This is a genomic window from Paenibacillus sp. FSL R10-2736, from assembly GCF_038000245.1.
GTDB classification, from domain to species: Bacteria; Bacillota; Bacilli; order Paenibacillales; family Paenibacillaceae; genus Paenibacillus_AQ; species Paenibacillus_AQ phytohabitans.
Window position 1 is genome coordinate 5,882,921 of the sequence record NZ_JBBOBN010000001.1, and the last position, 16,562, is coordinate 5,899,482.

Genomic DNA, 16,562 nt, shown 5'->3' on the forward strand with positions numbered 1-16,562 from the left:
TCCATACAGGTGAGGACGGCTATAGATAAACACTATACTGCGTAAACACCATACAGGCGTACGCCATACTGGTGTTCGCTGCTAGAGAATCCGCTTCGCCTTCGCCGCCTTCAGCCACTGCGGGAATTCATTCAACAGCTGATCATAGAGCTGCTCGTCGTTCACTTCTTCTATGCGGTCCAGATGGATGAAGTTTGCGTTATCCACCAGCCTTCCGCCCATCGTGTCGAGCTGCTTCAGTACCTCGAAATCAGAATCACCGATCCCCACAAACTGCCAGAAGATCGGCAGCGCGGAAGCTGCCATAATTACTTTTTTGGTTGGCTTCACTACGCCCCCGTCATTAATAAAAATAATGAAAACCGGAGTTGTATCCTTCTCCTCGCGGGTGTATTTCTGAATCACATCCTCCATCACCGGCGGCTCATTGTTGCGTCCGAACTTATGGATTGAATCGTTGTTCATAATATGATTGAAGACATAGCTCCCGAGATCCCGTTCCGTTACCGGCGGCAGCCTGCTGAATTCCGTATCATACACCCACACATCCAGCGAACCGTTGTCATCCAATTGACAGGCTACGGCCAGAATACGTTCCACTACTTCCTGCACGATACCGCTGGAATAGAGGTTTCTCATGGAGCCGGTGATGTCCAGCACAATTCCCACTCTGGCTTTTACATCGGTCAGCTGTTTTTTGACCAGGGTGAACCCGACAATTTTCTTGCGCAAATCTATGGATGACAGGACGTTGACATCGGCGGCCGGTGCAGTCTGCGGAAGGATGGTCTCCGACTTTTCTACATTCTCTACTTTCTCTACTTTCTCTACTTTCTCCGCCTTCTCTACTTCATCTACCTCCCCCTCCGCCTTCTCCAATACCTTCTCGATCGTCTCCGTCTTCTCCACCAGTTCGGCTGTAGCTGCTGCTTCGTTGCCTGCCTCCGGTTCAACCTCAAGCCCATAGCTCTTGCAGAGCGCAGCTAATCCTCCGTTAAAACCGCTGCCGACCGCGCTGAATTTCCACTCTCCCTGATGACGGTACAGCTCCCCGGCCACCACTGCTGTCTCGTCGGACAGATCCGTTCCATAATCGAACCGGTATAATTCCTCACCGTTCTTGTGGTCCATCAGTGACAGCTGCAGTCCGGACAGCTCCTTCATCCGCAGATTCTGCTGCTCCCCCTCGTAGATCGTCAACGTCACCGCAATCCGGGCATATTGCTCCGGAATTCCGGATAATGAAATCAAGAGGCTCTCCTCGTTCTCCCCCTCTGCCGTATGACTTACCGTTCCATCCCTTGATACCGGATTACCGTAAAATATAAAATCCTCGTCCCGTTCACACCGGTTCTGCCCCGACAACAAAAAGGCTGCTGCATCCACACTGATTCCGGCATGCTCCGTATTCCAGCGCAACCGGATAGTTAGATCACGGACGCCCTTTCCCTTGGTGATATCTACTTTTTGGCCTTTTAACAGCTGCAAGTCTCTCATCTCCCCGTTATAGCAGCATATTCCAGCAGTTCATAGATAAGGCATACCATATCCGCTGCGTTTTGTACATTCTGCTGGATTGTAATTCTCTCTGCGCTCCTTTAATATGAACCTTATACATGATAGATAAGGGGCTTTACCTATGGATTTTACAGCAATAGACTTTGAAACAGCCAATTCCAGCCGCTCCAGCGCTTGCGCATTGGGGCTTGTTCAGGTTAGAAATGGTGTGGTCACCGCAGAATATGACTGGTTGATTGACCCGCGGCAGAGGTTCGACGGAATGAATATCGCGATACACGGAATTACGCCCTCAATGGTTAAAGGCAAACCTACCTTCGCAGAGCTGTGGCCCACGATTGAACCGCTGCTGCAAGGCGAGATTGTGATTGCGCATAATGCTTCCTTCGATATGAGTGTTCTGCGTTATTGCCTGGATGATTCGTTATTCAGCTATCCGGATTTCAAATATATGTGTACCTACCTGCTGGGCAAAAAAATGCTTCAGGAGCTGCCCTCCCATAAACTGAATGTAGTCTCCGAGCATTTCGGCATTAGGCTGAAGCACCATGATGCGCTGGATGATGCCAGAGCTTCGGCACTCATTCTATTGAAATTGATGGAGCAATGGCAGCAGTTCGATCCCCTCCTCTTAGCCGGCAGCCAGGGCTACCAGGCAGGCACGATGTATGCGGGCGGTTATACTGCCTTCAAGGCATCCCCCAAGAAAGCCGCCAAGAAACCGGCGGCCCCGAAGACTGCTGCAAAGACGGAAATTCCCGTAAGCCCGGCTGTACCTGATCACGGAGCTCCCCTCGTATCCACTCAGCGTCTGACTTCTTCTGCAGGTCTCCCGGCTGCAACACCGCCTGTCCCTGAAGTTCAAGCTGTACCCGTGCTGGTGAGAGGCCAGCGGGTGGATATCGGCGGTAAGCTCAGTGCTTCGAGAATTCTCATGTCTGTGGAGTGGGATTCAACGCTTTCCGCCATGGAGCCCGACACCTCTGCTTTCCTGCTTCGAGAGACAGGACGCTGCGGACAGGATCAGGATTTTGTCTTCTATGGAAACATGGAAGACCCCAGCGGTTCTGTATTCTACTCGAAGCCTGCTCCAAACGCGGGATATCTGCATCTTCAACTGGCGAAGCTGCCTGCGTCCATTACGCGGATCGCTTTGACCTTCACACTCTATGGGGAGGCTTCCGGCCAGAACCCGGGCCAGATCAATAACGCCTCCGCTTCACTAATTGATTCCCAGACGGGAACCAGGCTGGCCTCTTTTCCCTTTGGCCAGGGCATAAGCCTTGAGACGGCAATGGTCATAGGCGAGTTCTACCGGTACAAGGACAAATGGAGATTTGTTGCCATTGGAGAGGGATTCCCGGGCGGACTCCGTGACCTGTGTAATCATTATGGTCTTGAGGTGGAACCTCCTGAAGCTGCGGCTGAGTCTGCTGCTGAATCAGCCGCAACAATAGAAACAGCAGAAATAGTACGAACAGCCGGCAGCATTCCTCCGTCTGCCCGCAAATCATAGAATTCATGCCCCTTATGGCATGAACAAACACCCCCAAGCCGCAATGGTGGCTTGGGGGTGTTTGTTATTCTCTTATGCGTTACAGCACAGCCTCAAATTTTCATCCGGTATACTGCCTTATTCTCCAGCCCGCGGATGAACGGTGTCCATTCCTCAGTTTCCGGAGTGGTATCAAGAGCATCCTCCACCATCTGTAGCTTGGCGTCCATGGCATCTATATGATGCAAAGCGACTGCTTCTGCGGTCTGCGGCTGCACCGGACTTCCCCATTCACCCAGATTATGATGTGATAGGACCAGATGCTGCAGGGCCAATACCTTCTCCGACTCCAGATCAATGCCGGTGCGGATTGCTGCCTCTGTAATCCAGCTCGAAGCCATCGAAATATGCCCGATCAGCTTGCCCTGCACACTATAATCCGACACAATGCCGAATTGCGAGATCATTTCTTCCGGTTTGGCAATATCGTGGAGGATAATTCCCGCTCTCATAAGATCAGGATTCAGGAACGGGCGCTGCTTGCACAGGAAATCCCCGATCTCCAGCATCCGCACCATATGATAAGCCAGTCCGGCAAAATAAGCATGATGATGCGTTTTAGCTGCAGGATAGTGCATCAGCTTCTCTTCGACTTTCCCCACACAGAAGGATACGATCGATGCGACCTCCTGGTCGGTTATACTGGCCATTGCATTCTTAATCGTGTGGATCAGATCCACAGGACGCACAGGGGCTGAACGGATGAACTCGGTAAGCGACACGCCATCGGACTCATCCGCCAGTCTGATTTTGGTTATTTTGACCTGCAGCTTCTCCCGGTAAGTATGGGCAATCCCGCGGACCTTCACCAGGGCCATAGGGAAAAAAGTTTCTTTATCCGTTACACTTACATCCCAATATTTAGCCGACAGCTGGCCGCTGGAATCACCAAGTACAATATCAAAATAATCCTTTGGAGGAGTACCGTTTGTCTGTTTGAGCACCAGTTCCCTAAGCAGATAGAAGCCGGTGAATTCATCCTGTGGGGATAGCTGTTTAATTAATGTCATGAGGAGCCTCCTATTACTTACAGGCTTTGAACCTGCGGTGTATATTAAAGTTTAGACATTCACATCCGAAATCCCTTTAAATTACTATACGATATCCATTCTTAATTATGTCCATCCCCCCTTGCAGCCCGTTCGTGCAAAAATAAAAAAGGGATGCCCCCAACCATTTGCATGGTCAAGGACGCCCCTTTGTGGATAGATTTAATTATTTGCCAGCTGCTTCAAGTGCTGCTTTGATAGCTTCAATAGCTTTGGCAGAGATTGCTTTCTGAGCATCATTCGTTCCGAATGCTGCAGCACGGTATCCGTACTTGTGCAGCCCTTTGCCATTAGAAGTATTCTCGATTTCGTATTTCACGAGCAATTCGTCATCCGTCAGGTTGTATCTTACTTTACCTTTATCATCAAGGTAGTAAACAACCATAGTTACTGGAACATTGAACTTAGTAGTAACCATTACATTTACGGATTTGTCTGCACTGGCACCGATGAAGATCCCGTCGAAGTATGCAGCCTTTTCGGTTTCAACAACTTCAGCTTTACCGTAAGCTCTGTCAACGGCAGCTTTAAGTGCATTGCTGCTGCTGGTAGCGCCCGATACAGCATCAACCTGTGCTACGCCTTCTCTTGTACCAGCAGCCAGGAAGTTAGCTGTCAGCACCGGAATTGCTTTTTGAACTTCAGCGTAAGCGGCTTTACCCAGGTCTACCATGTTCATTCCTACACGGGAAAGAGCAACATTTACGATCTTGCCGTTACGCAGGGTAACGTCAGCTTTGTTTGTACCCTTGTCATACGCGTCACCGTAAGCGGTGAACGTGCCGTCTTTATAAGTGCCTTGTACTTTGGAAGCATTGGTCAGGGCATCAGTCAGGGCTGCCTTTGCTGCAGCAGATACAGCTTCCTGGCCAGCGATATCAGCAGTGTCCACGCCGTTTGCAAGCAATCCGGCAGTCAGTTGATCCACAAGGGATTTCTGTGCATCCGTACGCTTGTCGTCAGCAATAATCTTGCCGTCTGTACCGAACAGGCTCAGTTTGATAGCAGTTACTTGATCGTCAGCAACATCTACCAGCAGAAGAACTTTAGACTGGTTATCCACTCCGGCAAATTTGCCGTCGAAGTATTTACCTTCTGCAGATACCTTCAGAGCCTTCTCGAAAGCTCTTTCTACAGCCTGGTTCCAGCCGTGGCTGCTTTCAGTAGCGCCTGAAATTCCGTCTACCTTCTCATCATAATTAGCGATATAAGAACCGTTAGCAAGCAATTTAGCAGTCATAGGAGCATTAGCTTTCACTACTTCAGCATAAGCAGTTGCGCCTCTGTCAATCAGGTTAGTGCCAAGTCTGAACAATTTCACATCAACCAGCTTGCCGTTGCGGATTACAACATCAGCTCTCTCAACGCCTACACTTCTTGCTGTACCGTAAGAAGAGTAGAATCCGTCCACATAAGCGGAAGTGTTGTTGATGCTGGCATTTTGTTCAGCATCCCAGAATGCGTTGATGGCAGCTTTGGATTCAGCTTCGAAGCCGGCTACAGGCTTAGCCGCAGAACCATTGGCCAACAGCACTGGTGTAATTGCTGCAATCGCTGCAGTTTGTTCAGCAGTATAAGTCTTCTCATCTGCGAAATCTCCAGTTGCAGTCAGCGGATACAGCTTAACTGCAGTCAGCTTGTTCGCATCATAGCTTGCGAATACAGCATATTTGGCTTCAGGGTCTACACCCATGTGGTCGCCGGCGAAATAAGTAGCATCAGCCGGTTTATCCTGCAGCGATCTTTCGAACGCTCTGTCAACCGACAATTTCCAGCCGTTGCTGGAGCGGGTTGCTCCGGATACAGCGTCAACAGCTGCTGCGCCGTCTCTTGTTTTGCCGATCAGTCTGTCTTTCATAAGACCGTATGCCACCCATACGCCGCTGTAATTATCACGGGCGTTGCGGTCGATAATTTTCGGGCTGGTTCTCAGCAGCTCGATGTCGGCAATTTTGCCGTCTTTGATTGTAACTTTAGCGCCTTCAGTACCTTTGGAATAAGCATCCCCATAGGCTACATAGACTCCGTCTTGATACACGGCTTCTTTAACAGTAACCGGTGCTGCTGTTGCAACAGGCTTAGCTGTAGCAGCTGGCTTAACTGTTGCTGCTGGTTTAGCAGAGGCTTTGGCGGATGCTGCAGGTGCAGCGGTTGCTTTAGGTGTTGCTGCAGGCTTTGCAGTTGCTTTAGGTGTTGCCGCAGGCTTTGCAGTTGCTTTAGGTGTTGCCGCAGGCTTTGCGGTTGCCTTAGGTGTTGCTGCAGGCTTTGCAGTTGGTTTAGGAGCTGGTTTGGCAGTCGGTTTAGGAGCTGGTTTGGCAGTAGCTGCCGGAGCTTCTTCCGAAGCTGCTGAAACCGCATCCACCTTCAGGTTCAAGGCCGGTGCGTTAATCGTGTAGGCGATTGGCGCGAGCAGCAAGGCTGCGCTTACAGTCAAAGCAATTAGTTTTTTCAAATGCGTATTCTCCTTTATTATATCCCCAGTAGTATGTAGCTCTTGTAAACCGTTTTTCCCGTTCATTCCATTCCTTCTTACAAAGAGTACCCTGACTCTTCATAAGAGGTCATCCCCCCTTTCCCGTTCCTGCGCGACCCATCCCGTGTGCAAAAAAGATGCATCCATTTATACAATCTTTTAAAAGGTGAAACAATTCACATAAAAAGGTGAATAAATTCACATAAGATGATTTCAGGCTGCTATCGGTAATTTCTGGCTTGATGGTATCAAAATTGAAACACTTTTCTCTGTATATAAAATCACACACCCTATAAGAAACATCACTATTTCGCAATTAACTTCAAAACTACAATTCTTCTAACTCTCAAATTCTCCCATTTACACCGTCATATGATAATAATGTGATACAACACATAGTAACTCTGCCTCTATATGTGATATTTTTAAACGATGTCATGTTCATGGAAAGGAGCCGCTGCTGCTCATGAATCAGCCTCCCGTAGGAGTTATTCTTGCTCAGATCGGAACACCTGACGCGCCAAGCGCCAAGGCGGTTCGTCCATATCTTAAGCGCTTTTTGTCTGACCGCAGAATCATTGATTATCATCCGCTGCTCTGGCAGCCTCTGCTGCGCGGCATCATCCTTCGCACCCGGCCGCGCCGGTCTGCGAAGCTGTATCAGGAGATCTGGATGAAGGAAGGTTCCCCGCTGCTCGTCCACTCCAGGGCTCAGCAGACTGCGCTGCAGTCACTGCTTGGCAGCCGCTACCAAGTGGAATTAGGTCTTGCCTATAGTGAGCCAAGCATGCAGCAAGCCTTCCGCAAGCTGGAGGCTGCAGGTATTACACGGATCATTGTACTGCCGCTGTTCCCGCAGTATTCCTCGACCACAACTGCGTCGGTCTATGAAGCTGCAAGCTATGCCGCACTGGGGCGGCATAGCCGCTCAGGGCAGGTCTCCAAGCGTTTCGTGCCGGCTCTGCGCTTCATAGAAGCCTATCATGATGCGCCGGACTATATCTCGGCGATGAAGTCGCTGCTGCTCCGGAAGCTTGGCGAGCTGAACGAAGAACCGGATTACTATATTCTGTCCTTCCATGGAATACCCCGCCGTTATGCGAAGACTGGAGACCCATATCCGCAGCAATGCCATGAGACCGGCCGCCTGCTTGCAGAGGCTATGAATTGGGCACCGGAACGCTGGCAGATTTCCTTCCAATCCCGCTTCGGACCCGAGAAATGGGTCGGCCCTTCTACTGCCGATACGCTCAAAGAGCTCAGCGGACGCGGGATCCGGAGGCCTATGATTTTCTCCCCGGGGCTTGTAACCGACTGCCTCGAAACGCTGCATGAGCTGGCTGTAGAAGGCCGGGAACTCTTCGCTTCAGGCGGTGGAACAGCTGAGAATTTAACTGTCGCCCCCTGCTTGAATGACCACCCGGAATGGATAGACTTCCTCGCCCGGATGGTGAACCGCACAGCGTTAGGCTGGTTCCCAGCTGCAGAAGCTGCGGAATCAGCCACTCCGGAGACGTTCATTACCTAAGCGGAAGCGGCTATGCCGTCCTTTGAGGGAAGGCTTCCGTTCCAGCGGGAAATATAAGGATAAAGTATGGCGTAAACATACTTCCTTCTATATTTAAAGAAAAAACCACCCTAACGTGTAAAAGCCGGGCTTCTGCGGCCTGTGCAAGTTTATACGGCTAGAGCAGCTTATGCAGATTAAAAGCCGCTTCGCATTACTCCATTCAGACTACCTCTTGGGCAGCATCCGGTGGAATCAGGGGCACTATTGCCCCTCATTTCCTCCCTTTAGCAGCATCCGGTGGAATCAGGGGCACTTTTGCTCCTCATTTCCTCCTTTGGGCAGCATCCGGTGGAATCAGGGGCACTTTTGCTCCTCATTTCTTCCTTTGGGCAGCATCCAGTGGAATCAGGGGCACTTTTGCTCCTCATTTCTTCCTTTGGGCAGAGAGACGGATGAATTAGAGGGATTTATCCCTTTAATTTCCCCCAACCGCCCACTTTAGGCGGGATCAGAGGGATTTATCCCTTTAATTTCACCCTACCGCCCACTTTCTGCGGGATTAGAGGGATTTATCCCTTTAATTTCCCCCAACCGCCCACTTTAGGCGGGATTAGAGGGATTTATCCCTTTAATTTCCCCCAACCGCCCACTTTAGGCGGGATCAGAGGGATTTATCCCTTTAATTTCACCCTACCGCCCACTTTCTGCGGGATTAGAGGGATTTATCCCTTTAATTTCCCCCAACCGCCCACTTTAGGCGGGATCAGAGGGATTTATCCCTTTAATTTCACCCTACCGCCCACTTTCGGCGGAATCAGAGGGATTTATCCCTTTAATTTCACCCTACCGCCTACTTTCAGCGGAATCAGAGGGATTTATCCCTTTAAGTCCCCCCAACAAACGAATATCATCATTTCCTATACAACAGAAAAGCCGCCTGGTCCGCAGGTTGACTTCCCCTGCGGCCCGGACGGCTTTATCCTATGAATTGTATTCAGTCAGCTTATCCTTCCGCATAATATTTAAGCGGTCAGCTGTTTATATTTGGCAGTCAGTTCCTCGAACCACTGTTTATCCTGCAATGTCAACGCAAAATCAATCAATTCGGCAATCTCTCCCGGCTGCAGCTCCGGCGAATCATTGAAGCTGATTTCAGCAGTAGCGACCGCTGCCCCATCTGCCCCATCCGCAAAGTCATAAGAAAACATCAGCTTGATATCACTCTCCAGAAACTCATTCCGCAGGAAGTAGAGCACCTCACACATCAATACAGGTCTGACATGACTGTCGAAGACACAATCCATTACTTTGGCCCAATAATGCTGGTTGCTGAGATGCAGCTTATCATTGGTCAAGAGATACTGCTCACCCTGAAAGTCGTTGACAAATCTCAGTTCCACCGGCTCCATTTTAAAAATACCGGTAATTTGCTTCTTGGTGATATTCACGATGTCCTGTGTTTCTAATCTCATCATCTCATACACCCCGTTCCTTATATTTGGACTTTCAGTATTTTTCAGCAAATACACGATTCGACAATAATTTTAACTAATTTAAAAGTATTATCGACTATTTCTCACAATTTGTTAATGTTTTTCATTAAAATTTTAAAAAATATGTTTCTAATTGTGATGAAATGGTTAATTATATGCCCCGCACCGGATTAATGTCATTATTTTAGCAGTAAAGGCTATTCTGACAAGAGAAATCACACGCAAAAAAAGAGATGCTGCCCAGGCTCTGTAATGAGCGGGCAGCATCCCTTTTCGGTGATGTCTGTATGATCCGGCAAGACATTTGCCGGCTTCTGATCGCAGATTTAGCTCACAAACAATGGAACCAGCTGAATCCCCTCTTCCGGCGAAATCCGCACCAGCCCTTTATCCGAGATCCGCAACGTCGGAATGACCGCCAGTGCAAGCAGCGACAAGGTCATAAAAGCATAATTCAATGTGCAGCCTGCATCATACAGCGCTTTGCTGATGGCCGCAGACTGGGCTGCCGCAATCTCGAACGGCTCTGCCGACATCAGTCCGGCAATTGCCAGCGGGAACAGAGTTGTTCCGGAAGCGGTAATAACCGCAACACCGCCCTGAGCTTCAGCTACTGCACCCGCAGCTTTAGCCATGAGGTTATCATCATTACCGATGACCAGCACATTATGGCTGTCATGGGCTACAGTCATGGCAATCGCAGCAGGCTCATGGAAGCCGATCCCCTCAACCACGCCAACCGATTTGTTGCCGGTTCCCTTATGCCGCTCCAGGACGGCGATTTTGCACAAGCCCTCCTGGACCAGCAGCCTGGACTCAGTGACCGGCAGATTGATGATCAATTCCCCGGTCTCCACATGATTCTCAATCACTTTGATGACCCGCGTGGCCAGAATACCTTCAGCAATTGGCGCATGGATCACGAAGTCCTCCGGAGCCGGAGGCTGCAGCAGATGCACGGAAGCCAGCACTTCCTCCGGGTAGGTGTACGGACTCAGCTCAGCGGTCATGATCCCGTTCTCCGCTACGACCACTCCGGCCGCAATCGTCATGACAACATGAACATCAGCCAGATTTCCGTCCAGCAGAATGATATCTGCACAGGAGCCCGGAGTAATTGAGCCAATATCACGGGCTACCCCGAACCGTTCGGCGGTATTGATCGTTGCCATTTGAAAAGCCGTGACCGGCTTAAGGCCCTGGGAAATGGCGTGCCGCACGACAAAATCCATATGACCTTCATCCCGCAGCGATTCTGAGCTGCGGTCGTCGGTCACCAGCATCATCCGTCGCGGGTCGAGCCCATGCTCAGTGTGCGCGGTGATGGTCTTCGCCACATCATGCCAGGCGGAGCCGCGGCGCATTTTGGCATACATCCCAAGACGTACGCGTTCGATTACATCCTCCGCCGTCACACACTCATGATCGCCTGTTACTCCTGCGGCGGCATAGACCGGGAGTCTCCAGTCATCCGCCGGCCAGGTGAAATGACCGTCCACATAACGACCCGCACGCAGGGTCGCCTGAATTTCCCCGAGCATTTTCTCATCGCCGTACACCACGCCGGGGAAATTCATCACTTCGCCCAGCGCAATGACATCCTCACCCCAGGTAAAAGCCTCGGCTACTTCCTCCGGTCCGATCGATGCGCCGGTCGTTTCGAATTCCGCTCCTGCTGAAGGCACGCAGGAGGCAACCTGCATATAAGCCGCCAGCGGAGTTTCACGCATCTCATCCAGCATCAGCTTAATGCCCTTCAGCCCGAATACATTGGCAATCTCATGGGCATCAAAGAATCCGCCGGTCGTGCCCATAGGCAGCACTGCACGGGCAAACTCAGTCGCCGTCAGCTGTGTACTCTCGATGTGACAGTGCCCGTCAAGCAGACCCGGGGCAATGTATTTGCCCGCCGCATCAATGATCTGTGTCCCCTCACCGATCGTATGCGAGACATCCTTGCCAACGTAGGCAATACGTCCGCCCTGTACTGCTACAGACATACCCTCCAGAATCTCTCCGGAGCATACATTGACCAGTTTGCCGCCAGTAATCACCAGTGTCGCCGGCTGGTCGCCGCGGGCTGTAGCCACAAGTCCGGGCACGCAGTCCGCGAGTGGTTTTCTTGTATAAGTCATAATACACACTCCCTTCCGGTTATTGGTTTCCTATATTTATATTCTATTTAGCAAAAACGGCCCTAACGCCCCTCACGGGTCGCAAGCCGTTGTTTGAACTATCGCCAGGAAGATAGACCTGACTGCTTATCTAAGCGGAGCTTAACGATGCTTATACAGAGGTACTTAGCTAAAATACAAGCCGTCCGGCTGCTCCGGATCGCAACTTGTGCTGCTTACCTTTCACCACTTAGCGCATTTTTATGATTATCTTACTTTTGTCTCGTATACGTCAAGTGCCGCCTGAACACCCTGGCCGGCCGGAACGGAGAATCCGTGGCGTACAAGCGCCGCCTCCAGTGCTCCAAGCAGACGCAGCACATTATTCTCCCGGCAGCTGAAGCCCATCGTGCCGATGCGCCAGATCTGGCCTTTTAACGGACCGAACGAGCTGGCAATCTCTATCCCGAAATGGTTCAGCAGCATGGAACGCACCGACTCCCCGTCCACTCCCTCCGGAATCAGCACACAGGTGACTACCGTCAGCTTGCTCTCCGGATCACCGTACAGCTCCAGACCCATTGCGGTCAGGCCGGCCACAAGTGCTCGCTCATGATGCTTATGGCGGGCATGACGGGCCTCCAGCCCTTCTTCCAGCACCAGCCGCAGCCCCTCACGCAATGCGTACAGCATGGAGGTCATCTCCGTATGATGATTCAGCCGCTGGGGACTCCAGTAATCCTGCAGCATGCCGAGGTCAAAGTAGTTGCTGCGGACAACCGGCAGCTCGCTTGCCTCATCGCCGCCGGTTCTAAGCCCCCTCTCTACCTGTTTGCGCTTCAGCAGCTTGGCTTCGGCACGCTCGTTATAGGTGACCGGGGACATGCCCGAAGGGACAGACAGACATTTCTGCGTTCCGCCGACCACGGCATCCAGCATCCAGGCATCCGTCTCCACAGGCACCCCGCCAATGGTCGCCACTGCATCGACAATCAGCAGGGCATCCTGCTCACGGCAAGCCCGCCCGATCTCGGCCAGCGGCTGCACACGTCCAGTGGAGGTCTCCCCGTGGACAATCGCCACCACATCCGGCTTGAAGCTGCGGATCGCCGCGATCACATCCTCCGGCGGAAACACGCTGCCCCAGGTCTGCTCAATAGTGAACACCTCAGCACCGCAGCGCTCGGCAATCTCATGCAGCAGATGTCCAAACCGTCCGAAAACCGGAATCAGCACCCGGTCTCCCGGAGCAATCAGACTGACCATTACCGCTTCAATCCCGGAGCGTGATGTACCGTCCACCGGATAGGCCCACTTATTGCCTGTAGCAAACAGCTCCCGCAGCATCTCCATCGTCTCGTTCATAATATCCGTGAACTCGGGATCGAATTGTCCCAATACCGGATAAGACATGGCCCGCAGCACACGAGGATCAACCTCCACCGGTCCCGGAGTCATAATACACCGCAAGGACGGCGACAAATCTTCGTAGCGCTTCATCACTCTCTCCCCCTCTCGTCTCTCTGAATCTCCTGAATCTCCGGAATTCCACCTTCTCAAGAACCCCCTGAGCTTCAGTTCTCTGTATAAGCCAATTTATATAAGATTGCCGTCAGTACTTCGAGTCCCGCAGCCAGCTCTTCCGGTGAAGTATATTCATCAGGAGAATGGCTGACCCCTCCCCGGCTGGGCACGAATATCATTGCCGACGGGCAGCGCGGCGCGAACAGCTGGGCATCATGCCCCGCCCCGCTGACCATGCTCCGGTACGACCGCCCCTGCTCCACACAGATTTGTTCCAGAGACAGGCACAGCTCCGTATCCATAGGTGCAGGAGTTGTAGCCAGCAGAGGCAGCACCTCCAGAATCAGACCGCGCCTGCCGGCAATCGCTGTGAACTTATCAAGCATCCCTAAGCAAAAGCGCTCCAGTGTCACGGCTTCGCTATGCCGGATATCCAGCGTGAACTGAACTTCGCCCGGAATGACATTCGGCGTCCCCGGATAGACTTCCAGCCTGCCCGTTGTTGCCACCAGCGGGTCCCCTTCTGCCACAGCGGAACGCTCCAGTGCCAGCAGCATTTCTGCGCTGCCTGCCAATGCATCCTGCCTCAGTCCCATCGGCGTTGTTCCGGCATGATTGGCTGTGCCGCACACCTTGACCTTGTATCTCCGCTGACCGGCGATCGCCTGCACCACCCCGATCTCCTGGAACGACCGTTCCAGAATAATCCCCTGTTCAATATGCAGTTCAACGTAGGCGGCAATATCACTGCGGACCGGACTGTGTCCGAAGGCAGTGCCGCCACTCTCTGAAGTATTATAATGGCTAGCTCCGGAGGCTTCAATGCTGCCGCCCAGACCGCAGGCAGCCATCGCCGCTCCAAGCGTTACCCCTTCGCCGTCTGCACAGTTCTCACGCTCACTCCCGTCGTAGAGCCCTGTAACATTGCCGGAACCCCAGAACGTCAGCGGAAAGCGGCTGCCCTCCTCCTCACAAAAGGACACCACCTCCAGCGTCCGCAGCGGCTGGCCAAAGGTCATCTGCAGATAATGCAGTGCAGTTACAGCAGCAGCTACTCCGTAAGCACCGTCATAACGTCCGCCGTTCACCACCGTATCGATATGTGAGCCGGTTAGAATTACTTTATCCGTTACCACTGATCCGGCCAGCTTGCCGTATACATTTCCGACCTCATCCGTTCTGACCTCAAGTCCGAATCCAGACATTCTCTCCTGCAAAAAATGCTGGACCCGGTACCACTCCGGCGTGTACAGCAGCCGGGTAACCCCCGGGCCGGGAGCACTGAAGGCTGCGAGTTCATCCAGCAGCTTCAGCATCTCTCCGGCCGGGACATGCCGGACCGGCAGCTTCACCGGGCCGGCTGGCGGCTGGAGATCCGCAGCCATTCACCGCCATCCGCTGCAACAATGCCTTCTCCGGCGGTATAAACCACATTGCCGCGGGAGAGGGTTGCCGTTACCTTGCAGGATAAGGTCATACCGGCATAAGGACTATGCTTGTGGCGGTAATATAAATCCTCCGCCTGCAGGGTATAATTCGCATTCGGGTCAAGCAGCACCAGATCGGCATCCAGCCCCGGAGCGATGGAGCCTTTGCGCTGCTCCAGCCCGAAACGCCGGGCAGGCAGCTCCGACAATAGCGCAGAGATCTGTGTGACCGGCAGGCCGCGCACCTGGACACCCTCGTGGAACATCAGCTCCAGACTGCTCTGCGCCCCCGATATTCCTCCCCAGGCTTCAAAAAAAGACAAGCCGGGCGCCAGCTTCAATTCCGCCGGACAAGGGGAATGATCCGAAGCAATCAGATCCACCAGGCCTGCAGCCACCGCATGCCACAGCCGTTCCCGCTCCCCGCTGCTGCGCAGCGGCGGAGCACATTTCGCCAGCGGCCCCAGCTCCTCCATGCTGTCCTCGTTCAGAATCAGATAATGAGGGCAGGTCTCCGCTGTCACATCCAGCCCCCGCTGCTTGGCCTCGTGAATCAGCTCCAAGGCTGCGGAGGTGCTAATGTGCACGAAATGCAGCCGGCAGCCGGTCCGTTCACTATATAGGAGTGCCCGGGCAACAGCCTCAAGCTCCGCTTCGGGCGGGCGGGAGGCGGCGAAATCACGCGCAGTGCTCCGCCCCTCGCGGAGTGCAGCTGCTCCGAGCGCCGAGGTCATCTCCTCACTCTCCGCATGCAGGGCGAGAATGCCGCCGATTGCGGCGATGCGGACCATCCCCTGATACAGGGTGTCGTCATCCACCTCGCGGAACCGGCCTTCGCCTTCGCCGCCGGGATTCGAGATAAACGCCTTGAAGCCGGTAACACCTGCCGCTGCCAGCTCCTCCAGGTCTTCCAGATTGCCGGGCACGAGTCCGCCCCACAGCACATAATCCACCGCCGAATTCCCGGCTGCAGCATCTGTCTTCAAGCGGAGTGCTTCTATATTTACAGTCGGCGGATTACCGTTAAGCGGCATATCCGCATAACAGGTACAGCCTCCAGCGGCAAGGGAAGCCGATCCGCTGCGGAAGCCTTCCCAATGGCCGAACGCCGGCTCATTGAAATGAACATGCATATCAATCATGCCGGGGAGCACATATTGTCCTGCTGCATCAATAATTGTAGTGGCAGGTGAGCCGTGCAGCGCTTCGCCCAGGGCAGCGATTCTGCCGTCCTTCACACCGATATCCAGCTTACGGACTTCTCCGGGGAGTACAACATCCCCATTCCTGATAATAAGCTCATAGGATTCCTCCATGAAACGGCCACCTCCGGTCTAGTGGTATTAGTAATGGTATTAGTAATGGTATTCGTATTTGTATCGTTACATTTAACTGCCGCGGTATGTGCTGTATCCTCCCGGTGCAACCAGCAGCGGCACATGATAATGCTCTGCCGGGTCCGGAATGTTGAAGCGGATCGGGATATGCTCAAGGAACATGCTGCCACTCCCTGCCGGTTCACCGCCAGCACCCGCCTGAGCACTCCTGAAGTAGTCGCCGGCCATGAAGACCAGCTCGTAGCTTCCGGCCAGCAGTTCTTCCCCTGCCAGCAGGGGAGCGTCCAATCTGCCGTCACTGTTCGTGACAGCCTCGCATAACAGCACGGGCATTACCTCACCGAATCTCCATAGCTGTAGCGACATGCCCGCTGCAGGCTTCCCTTGCGACAGGTCCAGCACATGAGTCGTTAACCGCCCGCTCATGACAGGCACCCCCCAGGCCTGCTGCATCTATTGATGCAGCGGACTTCCGATTCCGGCAGAAGCGTTTCTGCGTTATTTCCCGCGTACTGACTTCTGTGCCTTTTGCTCATTTTTTTGTCCATTCTTCTCTCCATAC

The 16,562-nt window shown here is 52.8% G+C and carries 11 protein-coding genes and 1 pseudogene; 2 read left to right on the forward strand and 10 right to left on the reverse strand.

Annotated features, from left to right (window positions below; all coding sequences use genetic code 11):
* Positions 1-81 precede the first annotated feature (81 nt).
* Both NSQ73_RS25065 and NSQ73_RS25070 read right to left on the reverse strand, forming a co-directional pair.
* Positions 82-747: a vWA domain-containing protein gene (locus NSQ73_RS25065; RefSeq protein ID WP_340989404.1), complete on the reverse strand. Its 666-nt coding sequence runs from the start codon at positions 745-747 to the stop codon at positions 82-84.
* 276 nt (positions 748-1,023) lie between these two features.
* A pseudogene (locus tag NSQ73_RS25070) lies at positions 1,024-1,497 on the reverse strand (TerD family protein); the annotation flags it as partial.
* 142 nt (positions 1,498-1,639) lie between these two features.
* Here NSQ73_RS25070 and NSQ73_RS25075 point away from each other — a divergent pair.
* Positions 1,640-3,034: a TerD family protein gene (locus tag NSQ73_RS25075; RefSeq protein ID WP_340988596.1), complete on the forward strand. Its 1,395-nt coding sequence runs from the start codon at positions 1,640-1,642 to the stop codon at positions 3,032-3,034.
* A gap of 92 nt (positions 3,035-3,126) precedes the next feature.
* Here NSQ73_RS25075 and NSQ73_RS25080 read toward each other — a convergent pair whose 3' ends face one another.
* Entirely contained in the window at positions 3,127-4,083 is a 957-nt protein-coding gene (locus NSQ73_RS25080) for a 3'-5' exoribonuclease YhaM family protein (RefSeq protein ID WP_039301406.1), read from the reverse strand.
* 205 nt (positions 4,084-4,288) lie between these two features.
* Positions 4,289-6,574: an FMN-binding protein gene (locus NSQ73_RS25085; protein WP_340988597.1), complete on the reverse strand. Its 2,286-nt coding sequence runs from the start codon at positions 6,572-6,574 to the stop codon at positions 4,289-4,291.
* A gap of 487 nt (positions 6,575-7,061) precedes the next feature.
* On the opposite strand from NSQ73_RS25085, the gene hemH reads away from it, so the two are divergent.
* The gene (hemH, locus tag NSQ73_RS25090; protein WP_340988598.1) at positions 7,062-8,123 is read left to right on the forward strand and encodes a ferrochelatase; all 1,062 of its coding nucleotides are present in this window, start codon (positions 7,062-7,064) and stop codon (positions 8,121-8,123) included.
* 1,004 nt (positions 8,124-9,127) lie between these two features.
* Here the strand turns inward: hemH and NSQ73_RS25095 are convergent.
* The 6 genes from NSQ73_RS25095 to uraH form a co-directional block, all read right to left on the reverse strand.
* Positions 9,128-9,580, reverse strand: a complete 453-nt coding sequence (locus tag NSQ73_RS25095; protein WP_039301415.1) for an IDEAL domain-containing protein — start codon at positions 9,578-9,580, stop codon at positions 9,128-9,130.
* Between the two features lie 344 nt (positions 9,581-9,924).
* A complete protein-coding gene (locus NSQ73_RS25100; protein WP_340988599.1) occupies positions 9,925-11,733 on the reverse strand; it encodes an adenine deaminase in 1,809 nt (602 codons plus the stop codon).
* 246 nt (positions 11,734-11,979) lie between these two features.
* Positions 11,980-13,212: a pyridoxal-phosphate-dependent aminotransferase family protein gene (locus NSQ73_RS25105; protein ID WP_340988600.1), complete on the reverse strand. Its 1,233-nt coding sequence runs from the start codon at positions 13,210-13,212 to the stop codon at positions 11,980-11,982.
* Positions 13,213-13,286: 74 nt separating this feature from the next.
* Complete coding sequence (locus tag NSQ73_RS25110; RefSeq protein WP_340988601.1) at positions 13,287-14,621, reverse strand: Zn-dependent hydrolase; 1,335 nt, start codon at positions 14,619-14,621, stop codon at positions 13,287-13,289.
* Complete coding sequence (locus tag NSQ73_RS25115; RefSeq protein WP_340988602.1) at positions 14,585-15,979, reverse strand: allantoinase; 1,395 nt, start codon at positions 15,977-15,979, stop codon at positions 14,585-14,587. Before NSQ73_RS25115 ends, NSQ73_RS25110 begins: the two co-directional genes overlap by 37 nt.
* Before the next feature lie 72 nt (positions 15,980-16,051).
* Positions 16,052-16,426 (reverse strand): hydroxyisourate hydrolase, encoded by a 375-nt coding sequence (gene uraH / locus NSQ73_RS25120; protein WP_340988603.1) that lies wholly within the window; start codon positions 16,424-16,426, stop codon positions 16,052-16,054.
* Between the last annotated feature and the right edge of the window lie 136 nt (positions 16,427-16,562).